Genomic DNA, 18306 nt, shown 5'->3' with positions numbered 1-18306 from the left:
AGTGCCAGCGCGCATGACATTACCAGCGAAAAATAACCTGCCTTTTCGCGCCAGGAGAATAACGAACACCCTTACTTCAGATCGGGCAGATCGTTCTGTAACGCTTCCTTTATGCCTGCCAGCGGAATCAAATTATTGACGGCAGCCGCATAATTCACAGCGGCAATCCAACCATCATAGTTGGCATTGATTTCTGCTGATTGCGCCTGGAAAACATCCTGCTCCACGCTTAATAAGTCATTCAGACTGCGGTTACCTAATTGATATTCTTTCTTATAAACTTCCCGTGATTGCTGTGCACTTTGTGATTGAGCATTACCGGCTTGCTCTCGCCCGCGCGCGCCACTCCAGTTGGCAAAGGCCACCGAAGCCCGTTGCAAGATATCGAGCTTCGCCTGATCCACCTGAGACGCGGCAATGCGTTTCTGCCCCTCCGCCTGCGCGACCTGCGCCGATACGGCTCCCCCCTGGTATAACGGGGCATCCACATTTAACTGTAGTTGATCGTTCCAGTATGAGCGGTCACTCGTTTCATAGCGCGTTTTTGCGCCCTGAATACTGACCGTCGGCCAGTATTGTGATTTTGTTTTTTCCACCCCATAGGATGCGGATTGACTCAGGTTTTCAGCGCTCAGTACGGCGGGGATTTTTTCGTAATCAATATGGTTAAGTTCAACCGGCTGGCTGGACAGTTCTGCGGGAGGCGGCGCTAACGCCGCCGGTTGCACGCCAGTTAAGACCGCTAACTGTGCCAGCGCGCTCTGGCGTTGGGCGAGATACTGTTCGCGAGCGGAGCGAATACTGGCGATACGGGTGCTGGCCTGAAGTTCATCTGACGAGGAATTTAGCCCGGCATCGGCACGCAGTTGCGCCATTTTTCTGACGCCCTCAAGAGAGCGAATATTTTGATCGGCGGCCTCTATGAGCGCCTGATAACGGTTAACCTCCATATACGTGGCCGCGGTTTTTTCCGCCACATCCGTCATGGTCGCCATCAGCTTAAACCGTTCGCTATCACGCGCTGCCGTTTGTAGCTTGATATCATTATTGGTTTTACCAAAATCATAAACCAACTGGGTAATCGTAATTCCATAGGAAACGGCATTATCGAGATGACCGCTGGAATCATATTGCCGTGAGGGGCCGGCATTTCCGGTAAGGCCAATCTTCGGATGCCAGGCGCTTTGTGCTTCATCGATTTGCGCCTGTCCAATGCCGGTTTTTTCTGCCTGTTGAGCGATCTCCGGGCTTTGAGCGAAGGCATGGAGAATACACTCTTTGAGCGTCATTTTATCCTGTTTTTGCACCACGGGAGCCTGCGCCCAACCTGGCAAAGGTGCAGAATGCACCGGGCAGAGAATATTGGCCGTTAAGAATAAAAAGCACGATAATATTCTTGCAAAGTTCAGTGAAGCGCTCAATTCACCTTCTCCCTTAAAGAATTATTCCAGGACGTTATATTCAGCTCGCGTTTTTATACACTTCCACCAGGCTAACGATAATTAACCTGTGCTAAAATAAGGGTTAAACGCTTACCGGGTCAGCGGCTTACTCATCTGAAATAGAGTTTTAGTATAGTCAGCATTTAAGAAGCAAGGCCCGGAGTTATTTTATTTTTTTAACAAAATCGTTCCCTATCACAAATTATCAATAATTCGTTGATAATCTGATTGATACCATCTCGGAATATCCTCAGGGCTTAATGGTCTTGAAAAATAGTAACCTTGCACTACCGGGCAGCCAATCGCGCGTAATAATTGCAGTTGTTCCTCTGTTTCAACGCCTTCAGCCACCACCATCATATTAAAACTTTGTCCAATACGGGTGATCACTTCCAGTAATGAGCGGCTGCGTGTATCCATTAAACACCCATCGACAAAGCTTTTATCTATTTTAATTTCTGTTACAGGAAGCATGACCAGACGTGAGAGACCCGAAAATCCGGTGCCAAAATCGTCAATCGATAAACCGACGCCTGCGTCTCGTAGCATTTTAATACGTTGTAACAGGGCTTCGTCAGGATCCATCATCATACTTTCGGTGATTTCCAGCGTAAGTTGGTTGCCGGGAATAGAAAACTCTTCCATCGCCGCGGCAACCTGACTGAAAAGCTGGCTGCTGTGAAAATGCAGCGCGGACAAATTAACCGAAAGTGCAGGCACCCTAAACGCCTGAGAACGCCACTGCGCCAATTGCCGACACGCTTCGCGTATGACCCAACGCCCAATGTTCTCAATTTCGCCAACCTCTTCCGCCAGTGTGATAAACCGGGAGGGTGGAACGTCGCCGTGTTCGGGATCCCGCCAGCGGGCCAGCGCTTCTAAACCGTATAACTCGCCGGTATCAACATTGATTTGTGGCTGATAGACCAACCGGAGACGATGGTCACTGACTGCCCGTTTCAACGCCGCACCCAGCAACATGCGTTCGGTCACTGCCCGATTCAGCTCGGGGCTAAAGAACTGCCAGCCATTGCCACCCGATCGCCGGATATGCTCCATTGCGCTGCTCGCAGTCGAGAGAAGCCAGTCGAGATTTTTACCGGCTTCGTAACTGATGCCAATACTCAGGGTTGGTGAGAAAGTGTGCTGCTCCAGGATGAAAGGTTCGTGAACGCTGTTTTCCAGATCCTCCGAAACGCGTGACAAATTGCTGACATCATTCTCGTCGTCAATAAGCACAAACTGCGGGCCTTCCGTTTTGCATAAATACTGCCCGGGACGTAATGTATCCCGCAGCCGATTGGCGACTGTGAGTAACACCTGGTCTGCCGTGGCATAGCCATGAGCATCAATCACATCCTGGAAATGGTCCACCGTCATCAGGAAAATAACCGGCGCGGCAGTATGAGCGCCTGCAAGGCGCTGATCGAGATAATCCTGAAGCTGACCGCGGTTCGGTAGACCCGTGAGAGGATCAAACTGCATCAGTTGCGCTATCTGTCGGCGGCTGTGCTCCTGTTCGATTGCCACAGAAGCCAGGTGCTGGCTGATATCAGCAACGCGATCGATAAAAGCACGGCTTTCCCGCCCCGCCAGCGTGCGGATAGACAATGTGCCCGCTTTAGTGCCGTCGCGACGACGAATCGAGACAATGCGTCGAATCGCGGTCTGTCTGCCTATGGTATCTGGCGTAGTGGCCCAAATTCCCTCATCTGAAAGCGTAAGTTCAACATGGGAACCGGGAAAGACCGCTTCTATGCTGCGACAGAGAAGATCGCCCATATCCTGAAAAGACGGATTACGCGATATGGCCGTCAATAATGTTCGCTCCAGCTCACGAATCTTGCGATCTTCGGTGACATCCGTGAAGGTCATTACCAGATTCTGCAACTCAGCCTGCTCATTAAAGACAGGATTAATCGTCGCCTTAAACCAGACGGACGTGCCTGCGCAAGCCAGCAGCATGAATTCGGCATGGTCACGATGGCTTTTAGCCAGCAATCGCTGGATGCGCTCCCGATGCTCAGGTAAATCTTCGGGAAGCCGCAGAACATGCTCCAGGCGTTGTCCAACCACGTCGCCAATCGCCATGCCTGACATTTCGGTAAAAGCCTGATTGCCTTGCACAATTCGACGCTGATTATCCAGGACAATCACGGGTTTGGTGATGTGATCTACCGCCAGTAGCAATAATCGTGTTTGCTCTTTTTGCGCCATTTCACGCGTGGCATCACGAACCAGCGCGAGGTAGCAAATTTTTCCGGAAATATCGACGCGCGAGAGTGCGAAACGGGTCCAGATTTTACTGCCATCTTTCCTTTCAAGCTGCAGCTCGCGACTCATTCCCACGACTCGGGATTGCGCGCCTTCGCGATGGTGCTGAATGTAACCTGGGTGGGCTGCACGCAGCGAATGAGGAATTAACAAAGAGACATTTCGCCCCAATACTTCTTCGCGGCGATATCCCCATAACTGCTCCGCCGCACGGTTGAAAAACATGATGGTATCGTCAGCATCAATAAGCACCGATCCCATGATATTTTGTTCAAGTGCAGAAAAAAGAATATCCCCGCGGTGGGAATCAAGGGAGTCAGCGATATTCCACCAGGGCAGATACTGCCGAAAGTGGCTTAGCATGATGCTTTCCACATTTCAACGCAGTTGCGGCCTCTGCGTTTAGCGCCATATAACGCTTCATCGGCAAGCTGGATAAGGCGTTCATAATCAGGATGCCCGCTGAACATCGCCGCACCAATGGAGAGTGACAGTGGGATATTTTCACCATTGGGTGCAGAGACTTTGATTTTTTCCACGCGTGAACGCACCCGCTCGGCAATACGCAGGGTATCTGCCTCGTTGGCTTCGGTGAGAAGAATCAAAAATTCATCCCCCCCATAACGGAACACAAAATCGCTGGTACGGACGTGCTCGTAAAACGCACCCGCGACTTTTCGCAAAACGTCATCGCCGGTATTGTGCCCCCACGTATCATTGATCTGTTTGAATTTATCGACGTCGATCAAGAGAATCGACATTGGCGTTCCTGCACGCCCTGCATGGGCAATTTCACGTTTAAAAATGGTCGGTAAGAAACGCCGGTTGAGTAAACGCGTCAACACATCCATGCCCACCTCATGGCGCGAGACCTCTTCGAACAGTTCGCGGAGTAGCGTGACAATTTGCGAAAGCGTATTGCGGGTTTGCAGGATGAAATTCACCCGTTGCTGGCGTGTACTCATCCCCTGGGGCGCGTGACGAATCGCGCGGAACGCATCATCAAATTCAATAATCAGCCGTGATATATGCCCCGCTTCAGCGATACCGCTGAAATAGTGGCGACCTTTATGATTAAACCACAGGCCAAAATCCGACTGCCCCAACGGCAGACTGTTGCCTGGCCCGGCGTCAAGCATGACTTTGTAGATGAGATCCATTTCCCAGCTCAGCAAGGACGCGACTTGTCGCTCCTTCTCCTCCTCAACGTTTTCCATCAAAGAAAAGATGCGATAATTCTCATCTTCTTTCGCTGCACTGTTTTCACTAAAAATAAAGGCACGGGACATCACTTCCATCGCAAGATCGATGCTATTAACCGCAAAATGATAGATGCCTAATTTGAGATCGGCAGAATGCTCCGTGGTGCCAATCACCGGGAATAACAGCTTTTTCAACACCCGAAAGCCCATCTCAACGAGATCAACGGGAATGCCAATGCGGGCATGCACATCCGCCACGCGCTGCTGAACCTGAATCTGCTGATCGACACCGTCTATCGGGCATGAAAAAACATCGATTATCCACTGCTCCAATGCGCTTTTGAGCTGCCTTTCAACCTGATCATTAGTCAAAAATTCCGCTGCCTGGGAATCAGAAAGTACAACGCTATAAAATTCCTGGCTCAGTGCTTTTGCATGCTCTCTTGCAATTTCGGAAGCGATAAGACGCACCTGCGGATCGGTATCAGTGATGAGTTGTGCCCACTCATCCTTCATTTTTTGCAGATATGTTTCCATGATTTACGACCTTTGAGTGAAAATGCGTGTTAGCCAGACTGCCAGCCTCCTAAAGAATAATCTTAAGTTAAGCTCAATTTATGGCAGGTGGTCTTTTTTCTTAAGAGCCGTGTTTACGAAGCGCATTCCAGCTAAGACATTTCGCTTATCTGCGCGAAATCCTTTTGTATTACAAAATAAATCAGGCTTTTCTGATTAACGACCGTGGTTTGATTCCTGTTCACCCCGACTACACTACACTGGGGGCATCGTAGATAAGGAATCGAACCATGCACTCCCTCAATTCAAAACGCATTCTGACAACGACTTCCGCACTTTTTTTCATGGCGCTGTTACCCGTTTCAGCACTTGCTGCTGATACCGTTGAAAAAACGCCTGTGCTGGCAAAAGAAAAGGGTCTTAACGAAGCTGCAGAGCAATATTTGATTCACTACGCCTCTGTCAGCGGCGTTGATGGGAAATCGTCGCGGGAAGATACCGCCGCGGTCTTCCTGCCCTATGGCAAAACCCCCGAAGGCGGTTGGCCTGTGGTCGTCTGGGCGCACGGCACCGTGGGTGTCGCCAATGACTGCGCGCCTTCACTAAACGTGCGTACCGATCGGGATAAACAGTATCTGAATACCTGGCTTTCGCTCGGGTACGCCGTGGTTGCGCCAGATTATGCCGGTCTGGGTTCGGCTGGCTTACATCACTATCTCAATGCGCGTGGAGAGGCCTGGAGTATTCTGGATGGCGTACGGGCGGCATTGAAAACCTATCCGCTGCGTAATGAGCTCATTCTTGTGGGGCAATCTCAGGGGGCGCACGCCGCGTTCTCGACGGCAGGTTACCAGCCGCAGTATGCGCCAGAGCTCAATATTCGCGCGACGGTTCTGACGGGCACCCCTTATTTTGACAAGAACACCACCGCCGCTGATATTTTGCCCCCGGTAAATGGCGCAATGTCTGCAAAGGGTGATCCCAAAATACCGTATATTTTCTATATTTATCTTTCTGCTGCCGACATTAACGGCAAACTTAACGCAACCGACTATTTCCAGGATAACGCCTTGCCATATCTGGAAAAAGCCCAGAAACTCTGCATCAATCCGCTCACGCAGCAGACGATGGACGCGAAACTCAATGCCGCCAACACGCTAAAACCAGCGGTTGAGACACTGCTAAGCAGCAGTATCGGCAGTATGCTTTATCCTACGCTCAAGATTTCCCATCCAGTCTTTATCGGGATTGGCAGCAATGACATCAACGTGCCCACCGCAATGCAGCAACGTTTCGCTGACGCAGTGCAACGCGCCGGTACGCAAACAGAGGTTCGTCTTTATGAAGGACTTGACCACAGCGGAACAGTAAACCCGTCCCTGCGCGATTCCGTTCCGTTCATATTGAGTGCGACGGCAAAATAAACTCAGGCAGGGATCGCTCCCTGCCAACACCTCTTAAGACGCCGCGTTTTTCGAACGTGAATCTGTGTTTGCCGCATCCTGTCGCGGATCGGTTTGGCCCCGCGAAAGCGTTCTGCTGCGTGCACCATCCACCCCCACCGCCGTCTCTCCTTCAACCGTCACGCGACGCACCACGCGCGGTTGGCTGCCGTAATCGTTCACCGCGTAATGTTGCGTGCTTCGGTTATCCCAGATAACCACGTCATCCTGCTGCCACTGCCAGCGAACGGTATTTTCAAGACGAATTACCCGATTTTGTAGCAGCTCAAACAGGCTGGCGGACTCACGGCTGCTGAAACCCACCAGGCGTTTTAAGAAATGGCCAAGTAGCAGGCACTTCTCACCGCTCTCCGGATGTATATGCACCACGGGGTGCTCAGCTTCCCATACGGATGAAACAAATACATTTTTGTGATGATTCAGGCGTGTTGATTCGACCACCACCCGCTCGGCGCCGTAGTCATAGTCATTGCTGTGCACCGCACGCAGCGATCCTACAAACCGCTTAAGTTCATCCGGCAGTTGCTCATAGGCCCGCGCCGTATTCGCCCATACGGTATCGCCACCGTACGCAGGGATCGTCACGCCGCGCAAAATAGAAATTTTTGGGAAAGCATCAACGAAGGTGACATCCGTATGCCAGGAATCCGCCCGCCCGCCGCCTTTTGAAGCATCCAGTTCAAAAAGCTGAGTCCCTGTCGGCGAGGGTACCGTGGGGTGCGGCACTACACGACCAAAGCGCGCGCCAAAGGCCTGATGCGCTTCATCGGTAAGATGCTGCTGTTGCCGGAAAAAGAGCACCTTATGTTTCACCAGGGCGGCATTCAGTTGTTCAAATGTTGCGTCGTCGAGCTCGGCTGAGAGTGCAATATCACGCACTTCAGCACCAATGTGCCCGGCCACGCGCCGCAGATTGAGTAAAGGAAATTCAGTGTCGGTAAGAGAGAATTCTGTCGCCATCGTTTTTTCCTTAAGAGTCAGCAGGAATTTCACTCTAAAGGGAAACCGGTGCATGGCAAATGCCATCTCAGGCTAACGATATGAAGACAGGTTGAATAAGATAAGAAAATTATCGCATTAGACGTGACGTTGTCACAAAAGGAGATGGGCAGCATGAAAGCTGCCCTATACGCACTAGTTATCCAGTTGATAATCTAATGTAATTTCTGCTTTTAACACCTGGGAAACCGGGCAGCCTGCTTTGGCTTTTTGAATGATTTCATCGAATTTCGCGCTATCGATCCCCGGCAAGACAATCTTGCTTTGCAGGGCAACCTTAGTGATAGCGAAACCGCCATCCACTTTGTCCAGCGAAACATCGGCAACGGTATCAATCGAGGTCGGGGCATGTCCGGCCTCAGTCAGCATTAAGGAAAGCGCCATAGAGAAACAGGCCGAATGCGCGGCGGCAATCAGTTCTTCGGGGTTTGTCCCCTTCGCGCCTTCAAAACGCGTATTGAAGCCGTAAGGTTGTTGGTCGAGTACGCCGCTCTCGGTTGAGACAGTGCCTTTACCACGCTTGAGATCGCCTTCCCAGTGCGCCTGACCTTTCTTATGAATCGTCATATATCACTCCTTTTTGCTTGCGGAACTAATAAGTGTAGTACATCTTTTCAGTGCGTTAACGACGCCATATCGATAACAAAGCGGTATTTCACATCGCTTTTGAGCATGCGCTCGAACGCTTCATTGATGGTGTCTATGGTGATCACTTCGACATCGGCGGTGATACCGTGCTGAGCACAAAAATCGAGCATCTCCTGCGTTTCTGCGATACCGCCAATACAGGAACCTGCGACAGAACGACGCCCAAGAATCAGCGGAACCGTATAGAAATCAGCAATATTGCCCAACAGGCCGACGAAGACCAGAGTGCCGTCCAACGTTAATGTGGGAACGTAGGCATTAATATCATGGGTATAGGGAACGGTATCGATGATCAAATCGAACTGGTTTTGAACCTCTTTCATCTGAGCGTCATCAGTAGACAGCACCACATGATGAGCCCCCAGTCGCCGCGCATCCACCTCTTTTCCGGCAGAACGGGTAAAGAGCGTCACCTCGGCTCCCAGCGCATTGGCAAGCTTCAGCGCCATATGTCCCAAACCGCCAAGGCCTATTACCGCGACTTTGCTGTGCTCATTGATGTTCCAGCGACGCAACGGCGACCAGGTGGTGATCCCGGCGCATAACAATGGCGCAGCGCCTTTCAGGTCAATATTTTCCGGCAGGTGCAGGACAAAATCTTCACTGGCAACAATCGTTTGTGAGTAACCGCCCATAGTGAGCGAACCATCGTGGCGGTCGATGCCGTTATAAGTCTGAATATTGCCTTCTTCGCAATACTGCTCCAGCCCCTGTTTACACGGATGACAAACTCGACAGGAATCCACCATACAGCCAATCGCCGCCAGATCTCCGGGTTTAAATTTCGTGACACTGTCACCAACTGCCACGACGCGACCGACAATTTCGTGGCCAGGAACAATCGGGTAACGGCTAAATCCCCAGTCGTCCCGCGCTTGATGAAGGTCAGAGTGGCACACGCCACAGTAAAGAATATCGATCACCACATCGTCGGGCCTGGGTTCGCGTCGGTCAAAGGTAAAGGGCGCCAGCGGCGCGGCGGGGTTCTGAGCAGCATAACCTAATACTTTCATCGTCTTACCTCACAATGAGTGATCAATCTCACAGACACGTTTCAGCTTAGTTGAATCTCAGCAGAACGCGAACCGACCGCACGAAGCGTCAACCTGCTGTCAACTTCCGGGCAATTTTGCCCCACGATAGTTAACAGTTGCTTTATAATCCCCGGCACTGCAGTTTCTGCCAGACTTCCCGTGGACTGGCGTGATGACGATGGAGTAATACGATGTCACAAGGTAAAACCAACCGTTCTCTGTATATCCCGTACGCCGGCCCGGTGCTGTTGGAGTTCCCGTTGCTGAATAAAGGCAGTGCCTTCAGCAAAGAAGAACGCAGCAATTTCAACCTGCTCGGTCTGCTGCCTGAAGTGGTCGAAACGATTGAAGAACAGGCCGAGCGCGCCTGGATCCAGTATCAGGGGTTCAAAACGGAGATCGATAAACACATCTACCTGCGCAACATTCAGGACACCAATGAAACGCTCTTCTATCGCCTGGTGGAAAACCATCTCGATGAAATGATGCCGGTCATTTATACCCCAACGGTTGGCGCGGCCTGCGAGCGATTCTCCGAGATTTATCGTCGCTCACGCGGGGTATTTATCTCCTATCAGAATCGTCACAACATGGATGACATTCTGCAGAACGTCCCAAACCACAACATTAAAGTGATTGTGGTCACCGACGGCGAGCGCATTCTTGGCCTCGGCGACCAGGGTATCGGCGGGATGGGCATTCCCATTGGTAAACTGTCGCTCTATACCGCCTGTGGCGGTATCAGCCCGGCATATACCCTTCCGGTGGTGCTGGATGTCGGTACCAACAATCAACAATTGCTGAACGATCCGTTGTACATGGGCTGGCGTAACCCGCGCATCACCGACGACGATTATTATCAATTTGTCGATGATTTTATTCAGGCCGTGAAACAGCGTTGGCCAAACGTGTTGCTACAGTTCGAAGATTTCGCGCAGAAAAACGCAATGCCGCTGCTCAACCGCTATCGTGATGAAATTTGCTCCTTTAACGACGATATTCAGGGTACTGCGGCGGTCACCGTCGGCACACTGATTGCCGCCAGCCGTGCGGCGGGAAGCCAGCTTAGCGATCAGAAAATTGTCTTCCTGGGAGCAGGCTCTGCCGGTTGTGGTATCGCCGAACAAATCATCGCTCAACTTCAGCGTGAAGGTCTCAGTGAAGATCAGGCGCGTGCGCGCGTGTTCATGGTTGACCGCTTTGGCCTATTGACCGATCAGATGCCAAACCTGCTCTCCTTCCAGACCAAACTGGTGCAGAAACGCAGCAGCCTGCAAAACTGGGATACGGATAACGAAGTCCTGTCATTGCTGGACGTTGTGCGTAATGTTAAACCCGATATTCTGATTGGCGTTTCCGGGCAAACGGGGCTCTTTACGGAAGAGATTATCCGTGAAATGCACAAACACTGCCCGCGCCCGATTGTGATGCCACTCTCCAACCCGACCTCGCGCGTGGAAGCCACGCCGCAGGATATTATCGCCTGGACCGAAGGTAACGCCCTGGTCGCCACCGGCAGTCCGTTCAGCCCGGTCGTGTGGAAGGATAAGGTTTACCCGATTGCCCAGTGTAATAACTCCTATATTTTCCCGGGGATTGGGCTTGGTGTGATCGCCTCTGGCGCAACGCGTATTACCGATGAAATGCTAATGTCCGCCAGCGAAACGCTGGCGAAGCATTCCCCGCTGGCCAACACCGGTGAAGGGCTGGTGCTACCGGAACTGAAAGACATTCATCAGGTATCACGAGATATCGCTTTTGCGGTCGGGAAAATGGCTCAGCAGCAAGGCGTTGCAGTGAAAACGTCTGCCGACGCGCTCCAGCAGGCGATCAACGAAAACTTCTGGCTGCCGGAATATCGTAGCTACCGCCGGACATCCATCTAATCCTGAGGTGGGCTTCGGCCCACCTTTCCTGCCTGACCCTAAATATGCACGGTCTTTCATGTTCAGCAATTCAAAAAATAAAAGAGTATGTTGTAACTAATGATTGTTTCGCCACCAGCCAGTTGGCAAAACGTAATAATCCCCGCTACACTGCCTTCACCCATTCATACTGATAATAAAAGGAGGCTAATTATGCTGTACTGTGAAATCTTTAATGTTTCACATACCCTTGGTGATCGCACCAGCTCAAGCGTTACCGATATCGTGCTGCGATAACGGAGGCTTGAGCGAAGACTCTCACCCCAATCCCTTCCCTCGGGCTTACCAGGTTATCGTCAGCGATGTTTGACGAGGCGTTTTTGCGCCTGTAATTCTTGAGTAAGCAACCATGAGTACATTACTGACTGCACAATCTTTACGTGTTGATACGGCGTTTGGCACGCTTTTCGACGGACTCTCCTTTACCCTCAAACAGGGCGATCGTATTGGCCTGCTGGGCGATAATGGCTGCGGCAAAAGCACACTGCTTAAAGTGCTGGATGGCACAACACAACCCGCCTCTGGCAACGTCGCAATCGCCAGGCGCTGCCTGGTAGCGCGTATTGAGCAACATCTTCCTGATGCACTTTATCCCCTGTCACTGCTGGATGCAGTCCTTGCTGAGCTCCCGGCCCACGATCGCGCTGCAGAACGCTGGCGTGGCGAAAGCTTACTGGCGGAGATGGGCTTTAGTGAACATGAAACCGCACTGACCAGCGCCTCGCTAAGCGGCGGGCAACATACGCGTCTGATGCTGGCGCGTGCGTTAATTCATCAACCCGATTTACTGCTACTGGATGAACCCAGTAACCATCTCGATCTTCCGACGCTGCTGTGGCTGGAACATTTCCTGTTGCACTGGACGGGGAGTTTCATCCTCGTGTCACATGACCGACAGTTGCTCGATACCGTCACCAATGGCAGCTGGATTTTGCGTGATAAAACGCTGCATAGCTTTGCCCTTCCCTGTAGCCAGGCCCGGTTTGCCCTGGCAGCAAAAGACGAAAGCGACGCCCTGCGACATAAAGCAGAACAAAAGGAGATAGAACGGGTCACCGCAAGCGCTAAACGGCTGGCGACGTGGGGCCGGGTCTACGATAACGAGGGGCTGGCGCAAAAAGCGAAGCAGATGGAAAAACAGGTGGCCCGGCTAAAAGAAAACCAGACGGCCATCACAGACGGCAACCCCTGGACGTTAACCTTACAGGGTGATGCGCTTGCGGCGAATCGCCTGCTGGAAATGGAGAATCTGTCGATTTGCCCAGATGCGGGATTACCACCGCTATTCCATATACCCACCGCGCGTCTGAAAAGCGGTGACAGGGTTGCGCTCGTCGGCCATAACGGCTGCGGTAAATCGTCTCTGCTGCGGGTGATCTGGCAACAGGCTTTATCGGGCGGTATTGACGATACGCTCAGGCTGCACCCACGCGCAAAGCCAGGTTATTACGATCAGACACTGCAACAGTTGCCCGATAACGCCACGCTGTTTGACGCGCTTGAAACCTTTGCGCCGGATCCGGAAACACGCAAAAAAGCGTTACTACGGGCGGGTTTTCCGTGGCAGCGCCATGGGCAGCACGTGCATACCCTTAGCGGCGGCGAGCGTTCAAGACTGCTGTTCGTCGGGCTTACCCTGGCCCGTTACAACCTGTTAATGCTTGATGAACCGACGAACCATCTGGATATGGAGGGAAAAATTGCGCTGGCGGAAACACTACAGCATTTTGAAGGCGGCGTACTCCTGGTCAGTCATGACAGACAACTGATGACCGCCAGCTGTAATCGCTTCTGGCTGATCGATGATGGTTGCCTCAGCGAATGGCATGATGCCGATGAGATGTTTGCGCGAATCAGTGAAAAGAACAGCTCAGCGGTGGCTTTAAGCACGCCACCTGCCACAGAGCAATCTCAGGCAGATGATGCCGACGCGCTGCTGGAACGTCTTATTGCGCTGGAATCGTGGTTAGCCGACGATCTCGCCCGGAAGGCAAAACATCAGAAACCACAGAGACAGCAGGCCTGGCGTCAGGAAATTGCGTTAATTCAATCTAAACTGTAACCACATGCCTGGCAGCCCCCTGCCAGGCCATCCTCTCCGGGTCAAATACTCATTAGGGGAGTTAAAGGAATATTTTGTTATGATCATCCAATTCTTAATAAGAATTATTACATTAGATGTCTGAGCTATTGCATCTGAAGCAGAAAAACATTAATCCTAATGGAGTAATCACATGATTGCTCTGCAGATATTCATCATAAAAGGAGAAATACATGAAGGCTGCTGTCGTTACAAAAGATCATCAGGTTGATGTCACCGAACGCACCCTGCGCCCGCTGAAACATGGTGAAGCGCTTCTTAAGATGGAATGCTGCGGCGTTTGTCATACGGATCTCCATGTAAAAAATGGCGATTTTGGCGACAAAACCGGTGTTATTCTGGGCCATGAAGGTATCGGAATTGTGAAAGAAGTCGGCCCGGGTGTGACGTCGCTGAAACCCGGCGACCGCGCGAGCGTTGCGTGGTTCTTCCAGGGATGTGGACACTGTGAATACTGTAACAGCGGCAACGAAACGCTGTGTCGTGAAGTGGTTAACGCCGGTTACACCGCAGATGGCGGTATGGCGGAAGAGTGCATCGTCACCGCCGATTACTCTGTCAAAGTGCCTGACGGTCTGGAATCCGCCGCGGCCAGCAGTATTACCTGTGCGGGCGTCACGACCTATAAAGCCGTAAAAATTTCCGGTATCAAACCGGGCCAGTGGATCGCAATCTATGGTCTGGGTGGTCTGGGCAACCTGGCGCTGCAATATGCGAAAAACGTCTTTAACGCCAAAGTCATCGCGCTTGACGTCAATGACGAACAGCTGAAACTGGCTGAAAGCATGGGCGCAGACTTAATCATTAACTCCCGCAGCCCGGATGCCGCAAAACTGGTGCAGGAAAAAACCGGTGGTGCGCATGCCGCCGTCGTTACCGCCGTTGCCAAAGCAGCGTTCAACTCTGCGGTTGACGCCGTTCGTGCCGGTGGCCGCGTGGTGGCTGTTGGTCTGCCGCCGGAAGCGATGAGTCTGGACATTCCACGCCTGGTGCTGGACGGTATTCAGGTGGTGGGCTCACTTGTGGGTACGCGTCAGGATCTGGCTGAAGCCTTCCAGTTTGCTGCGGAAGGTAAAGTGGTACCGAAGGTCACCTCTCGCCCGCTGAAAGATATCAACGCTATCTTTAAAGAGATGGAACAAGGCCAAATCCGTGGCCGTATGGTGATTGATTTCCGTAAGTAAGCTGAACGCTCCCTCTACGCAGAGGGAGCGATAACCCTCGGGTGACGACGATTTTTAATATAGCCATACGCCAATAAGGCCGACATCGCCGAAAACGAAAGTAACGCCGCGGGTATAGCCACATAGTTGTAGGCAAAGCCCAGCGTCAGCATCATGCCACCGCAATAAGCTCCCACTGCGCTACCAAGGTTAAAGGCCATTTGCCCACCCGCGGCACCCAACATCTCCCCGCCCTTCGCGTTTTGCAGCAGCAGAATCTGCAACGGCGCAGAAAGCGCAAACAACCCCGCACAGCAAATAAACGCCATCCCCAGTGCCGCACCTTTCACATCGGCAAACAGGAACAGCATCACCAACGAAAGCACAATAATCGCATCGGTGGTGGCCGCAATGCGCAGAGGACTATAGCGTGCCGAGAGTTTTCCGCTGATGATATTTCCCAATACCATTCCAAGCCCCACGAACATCATGATGAAGGTCATAAAGGTTTCGGTAAAACCAGTGACGTACAGCATGTAGGGTTTGATATAACTAAACCAGGCGAAAACGCCCGCGTTGCCAAACAGGGTCGCCAGAAAGATCAACCATGGCTCAGGCGCTTTCAGGAAACGGAACTGCTCGCCAAGGCGCGCGTTGGATTTATCAAACAGATCGGGCACCCAAAAGAGAATCGAGGCGATAACAATGACATCAAACGCGGCAATCAGCAGAAACGTATAGCGCCAACTAAAGGCGTGGCCGAGCCAGGTACCAACCGGAATGCCCAATAAATTCGCGACAGTCATACCAGAGACCATTCCGGCAACCGCCATCGTGACCTTACCCGGCGGCGCGATTTTCGACAAAATGATCGCCCCAACACCAAAAAAAGCGCCATGCGGAAAACCGGAGACCAGCCTGCCGATGGCCAGCATGGTGTACGACGACGAAAAGGTAAAAATCGCGTTGCCCAGTACGCATAACGCGGCCAGAAACAGCAGAATATGCTTGAGCGAAAAGCGACTGGAGAACAGCGCAATAATTGGTGCGCCAATCACCACGCCGAAGGCGTAGAACGAGATCATGTGCCCGGCAGAAGGAATCGAAATCTGCGTATCCCGCGCCAGATCCGTCAGCACGCCCATAATGCCGAACTCTGCCATTCCCAGGCCAAAAGTACCAAGCGCTAACGAAAAAACCGTTTTTTTCATACCACTACCACTTGTTAAATATTTGCGGCAGACATTATTGAACATTCATCCGGGGCAAACCAGCGCAAAATCCTCGCTGACGCGATTGTCCATATATTCAGTTTGAGAATTAATATACCGATGTAAATGTAACGTGTTGCTATTTTGTGGAAGCGGATACGCAAATTAATAAACTCACAATGAAAGGCGCTTGCCTTTTAAAGGGAGGAAACGATAATCAGCGCATTAACGAAAAGGAGAGGCAAATGAAAATTTCAGCGACGAAAAAAACGCAACAATGCGAGGACTACCCTCATCACGGCAAAGCTGACGAGAAGCGGCAGCACGATAAAGAGTTTATGCAAGCGATGAATCAATTGATCGAAAAGCATGGTGCCTTTACCTGTGACGAAATATTTACGGAGTTACAATGACAGAGCAATTTGATGTATATCGTAATCCCATTAGGGAAACCAATAAAATGTGGCCGTATTACATCATTGTTCAAAATGATTGTTACAACGATCTTTCCCGGAGAGTTATTATGCCTTTGATGAATAATAAATTGGTTCCCCTCTGGCAACAGGCTATCGCGCCAAAAGTGAATATCGATTTTGAAACCTACCAACTTTTCGCGCCGCTGCTGACCAATATTGATGTCAGAAAAATCGCCCCGACTGACTACATCTGCAACCTGCGCGCCGCCCGTAACGACGTTATCCACGCCATCGACTCGCTTATCACCAACACCTGAATGCAAAAATCCCCCGCACCTTGCAGCACGGGGGAGCGTATTCACGTCAGGCCCTTACAGCCCTTCGTTAGTCTCTTTTTTTGCTTCCATACGTTCGACATCACGATACCAGCGAGGGTGATGTTTCTTCGCCCAACGGCGGCTCACCTTCCCTTCAATCATGCCCTTAATCGATCCTTTCACCCAGAACGCCATATACATATGGATTAGGATGGCATGAATCAAAATAATGGCTGAGGTCGCGTGCAACAGCAGGCTGTAGCGCACGACCTGAATCGGGAAATAGTGCGCAAAGTAGGGACGCCAGATAATAATCCCGGTCACCAGCAACACAAAAATCATGCTCATGATGGTCCAGAACATCATCTTCTGACCGGCGTTATATTTGCCAACGCGCGCGACTTTGTGCTCATTACCCTTCAGAACTTCAACAATCCCTTTCACCCAGGGAATATCTTCTTTGTCCGGAATGTTGTGATGCACAAAGCGGAAGAACATCAGCATCAGTAGCACGAAGATCAGAACACCGAAGAACGGGTGCAGAATACGCCCCATTTGCGGTGTACCGAACGTTTCGGTAAGCCACTGCAGCGTCGGGAAGAAGAATGAAATCCCCGACAACGCGACCAGGAAGAAGGCAATCACCACCGTCCAGTGACAGGCGCGGTCAATAAATTTGGTGCGCACAATCATTTTCGACTTACTCATGGCTGTCATCCTCTTCGTCGTCATCCACTTCTTTATTCGGGCCAATACCGATGTAGTGATAAATCAGCCCGGCGAAGGTAGCGATGAACCCGGCGGCGGAGAGCGGCTTCAGCGCCCCTTTCCACAGGTTGATGCTGGTATCGATGCTCGGATCTTTCGGTAGCTTATGATACAGCTCCGGCTGATCCGCATGATGTAGAACATACATCACGTGCGTCCCGCCCACGCCCTGCGGGTTATAGATGCCTGCATTGGCGTAGCCGCGCGCTTTAAGCTTATCGACACGTTCCTGCGCCACATCCAGCATCTCTTTCTTGGTGCCGAAATGAATCGCCCCGGTCGGACAGGTTTTCACACAAGCCGGCTCCTGGCCTACGCTGACGCGGTCCACGCACAGGGTGCATTTGTATACCCGGTTATCCTCTTTATTGAGGCGCGGAATATTAAACGGACACCCGGCGATGCAGTAGCCGCAGCCAATGCAGTTATCCTGCTGGAAGTCGACGATCCCGTTCGCGTACTGGATGATTGCCCCGGCAGACGGGCACGCCTTCAGGCAGCCCGGATCTTCACAGTGCATGCAGCCATCTTTACGAATCAGCCACTCCAGTTTGCCGTTCTGTTCGGTCTCGCTAAAGCGCATTACCGTCCAGGATTTGGCGCTTAAATCAGCCGGATTATCGTACACGCCCACGCAGTGGCCCACATCATCGCGGATATCATTCCACTCTGAGCACGCCACCTGGCAGGCTTTGCAGCCCACGCAGGAGGAGACATCAATCAGCTTCGCCACTTCCTCTTTATAATCCCGCGCACGTGGCGCGGGTGTAATCGGGTTCGTGGCAGAGCGTTTGATAATATCCTGAGATTGCATATCCATCGTTCGC

General features: G+C 51.7%; 15 protein-coding genes. 6 read left to right on the top strand and 9 right to left on the bottom strand.

The annotated features are described in order from the left end of the window. Window positions 1–71: 71 nt before the first annotated feature. The 3 genes from ACOXYR_RS10195 to ACOXYR_RS10185 all read right to left on the bottom strand — a co-directional run bounded on the left by ACOXYR_RS10195 (window position 72) and on the right by ACOXYR_RS10185 (window position 5455). Window positions 72–1289 (bottom strand): TolC family outer membrane protein, encoded by a 1218-nt coding sequence (locus tag ACOXYR_RS10195; protein ID WP_189623341.1) that lies wholly within the window; start codon window positions 1287–1289, stop codon window positions 72–74. A gap of 348 nt (window positions 1290–1637) precedes the next feature. Then, a complete protein-coding gene (dosP, locus tag ACOXYR_RS10190) occupies window positions 1638–4079 on the bottom strand; it encodes an oxygen-sensing cyclic-di-GMP phosphodiesterase DosP (protein WP_421356512.1) in 2442 nt (813 codons plus the stop codon). Beyond that, a complete protein-coding gene (locus ACOXYR_RS10185; RefSeq protein ID WP_113856901.1) occupies window positions 4073–5455 on the bottom strand; it encodes a diguanylate cyclase in 1383 nt (460 codons plus the stop codon). Before ACOXYR_RS10185 ends, dosP begins: the two co-directional genes overlap by 7 nt. Before the next feature lie 269 nt (window positions 5456–5724). Here ACOXYR_RS10185 and ACOXYR_RS10180 point away from each other — a divergent pair, with 269 nt between their 5' ends. Continuing rightward, window positions 5725–6858 carry an alpha/beta hydrolase gene (locus ACOXYR_RS10180; RefSeq protein ID WP_421356511.1) on the top strand — a complete coding sequence of 378 codons (1134 nt, stop codon included), beginning with the start codon at window positions 5725–5727 and terminating at the stop codon, window positions 6856–6858. Between the two features lie 33 nt (window positions 6859–6891). On the opposite strand, the gene ACOXYR_RS10175 is transcribed toward ACOXYR_RS10180, so the two are convergent. The 3 genes from ACOXYR_RS10175 to ACOXYR_RS10165 all read right to left on the bottom strand — a co-directional run bounded on the left by ACOXYR_RS10175 (window position 6892) and on the right by ACOXYR_RS10165 (window position 9557). After that, the gene (locus tag ACOXYR_RS10175; RefSeq protein ID WP_421356510.1) at window positions 6892–7857 is read right to left on the bottom strand and encodes a TauD/TfdA dioxygenase family protein; all 966 of its coding nucleotides are present in this window, start codon (window positions 7855–7857) and stop codon (window positions 6892–6894) included. Between the two features lie 174 nt (window positions 7858–8031). Beyond that, window positions 8032–8463, bottom strand: a complete 432-nt coding sequence (locus tag ACOXYR_RS10170) for an OsmC family protein (protein ID WP_015964375.1) — start codon at window positions 8461–8463, stop codon at window positions 8032–8034. Window positions 8464–8510: 47 nt separating this feature from the next. Then, a complete protein-coding gene (locus tag ACOXYR_RS10165; protein WP_421356509.1) occupies window positions 8511–9557 on the bottom strand; it encodes an NAD(P)-dependent alcohol dehydrogenase in 1047 nt (348 codons plus the stop codon). A 212-nt stretch (window positions 9558–9769) separates the two neighbouring features. Here ACOXYR_RS10165 and ACOXYR_RS10160 point away from each other — a divergent pair, with 212 nt between their 5' ends. From ACOXYR_RS10160 to adhP, 3 genes are all read left to right on the top strand, one after another. Then, the gene (locus tag ACOXYR_RS10160) at window positions 9770–11464 is read left to right on the top strand and encodes an NAD-dependent malic enzyme (RefSeq protein ID WP_108474280.1); all 1695 of its coding nucleotides are present in this window, start codon (window positions 9770–9772) and stop codon (window positions 11462–11464) included. A 388-nt stretch (window positions 11465–11852) separates the two neighbouring features. After that, entirely contained in the window at window positions 11853–13565 is a 1713-nt protein-coding gene (locus tag ACOXYR_RS10155) for an ABC-F family ATP-binding cassette domain-containing protein (RefSeq protein ID WP_421356508.1), read from the top strand. Between the two features lie 212 nt (window positions 13566–13777). Next, window positions 13778–14788 carry an alcohol dehydrogenase AdhP gene (gene adhP, locus ACOXYR_RS10150; RefSeq protein WP_108474282.1) on the top strand — a complete coding sequence of 337 codons (1011 nt, stop codon included), beginning with the start codon at window positions 13778–13780 and terminating at the stop codon, window positions 14786–14788. A 14-nt stretch (window positions 14789–14802) separates the two neighbouring features. Here the strand turns inward: adhP and araJ are convergent, their stop codons facing one another. Further along, entirely contained in the window at window positions 14803–15978 is a 1176-nt protein-coding gene (gene araJ, locus ACOXYR_RS10145) for an MFS transporter AraJ (RefSeq protein ID WP_113856906.1), read from the bottom strand. A gap of 245 nt (window positions 15979–16223) precedes the next feature. On the opposite strand from araJ, the gene ACOXYR_RS10140 reads away from it, so the two are divergent. Beyond that, complete coding sequence (locus ACOXYR_RS10140; RefSeq protein ID WP_421356507.1) at window positions 16224–16391, top strand: type II toxin-antitoxin system CcdA family antitoxin; 168 nt, start codon at window positions 16224–16226, stop codon at window positions 16389–16391. Then, window positions 16388–16711: a CcdB family protein gene (locus tag ACOXYR_RS10135; protein ID WP_421356506.1), complete on the top strand. Its 324-nt coding sequence runs from the start codon at window positions 16388–16390 to the stop codon at window positions 16709–16711. The genes ACOXYR_RS10140 and ACOXYR_RS10135 overlap by 4 nt, the downstream gene beginning before the upstream one ends. Before the next feature lie 54 nt (window positions 16712–16765). On the opposite strand, the gene fdnI is transcribed toward ACOXYR_RS10135, so the two are convergent. Together fdnI and fdxH are read right to left on the bottom strand one after the other, a co-directional pair. Beyond that, on the bottom strand, window positions 16766–17419 hold the full coding sequence (gene fdnI, locus ACOXYR_RS10130) for a formate dehydrogenase-N subunit gamma (protein WP_108474286.1): 654 nt from the start codon (window positions 17417–17419) through the stop codon (window positions 16766–16768). Further along, entirely contained in the window at window positions 17412–18299 is an 888-nt protein-coding gene (gene fdxH, locus ACOXYR_RS10125) for a formate dehydrogenase subunit beta (RefSeq protein WP_108474287.1), read from the bottom strand. The genes fdnI and fdxH overlap by 8 nt, the downstream gene beginning before the upstream one ends. Between the last annotated feature and the right edge of the window lie 7 nt (window positions 18300–18306).

This window comes from Pseudocitrobacter faecalis (assembly GCF_965231525.1).
GTDB lineage: Bacteria > Pseudomonadota > Gammaproteobacteria > Enterobacterales > Enterobacteriaceae > Pseudocitrobacter > Pseudocitrobacter faecalis.
The sequence above is the reverse complement of the archived record's forward strand: the minus strand, read 5'-3'. Positions and strand labels throughout refer to the sequence as shown.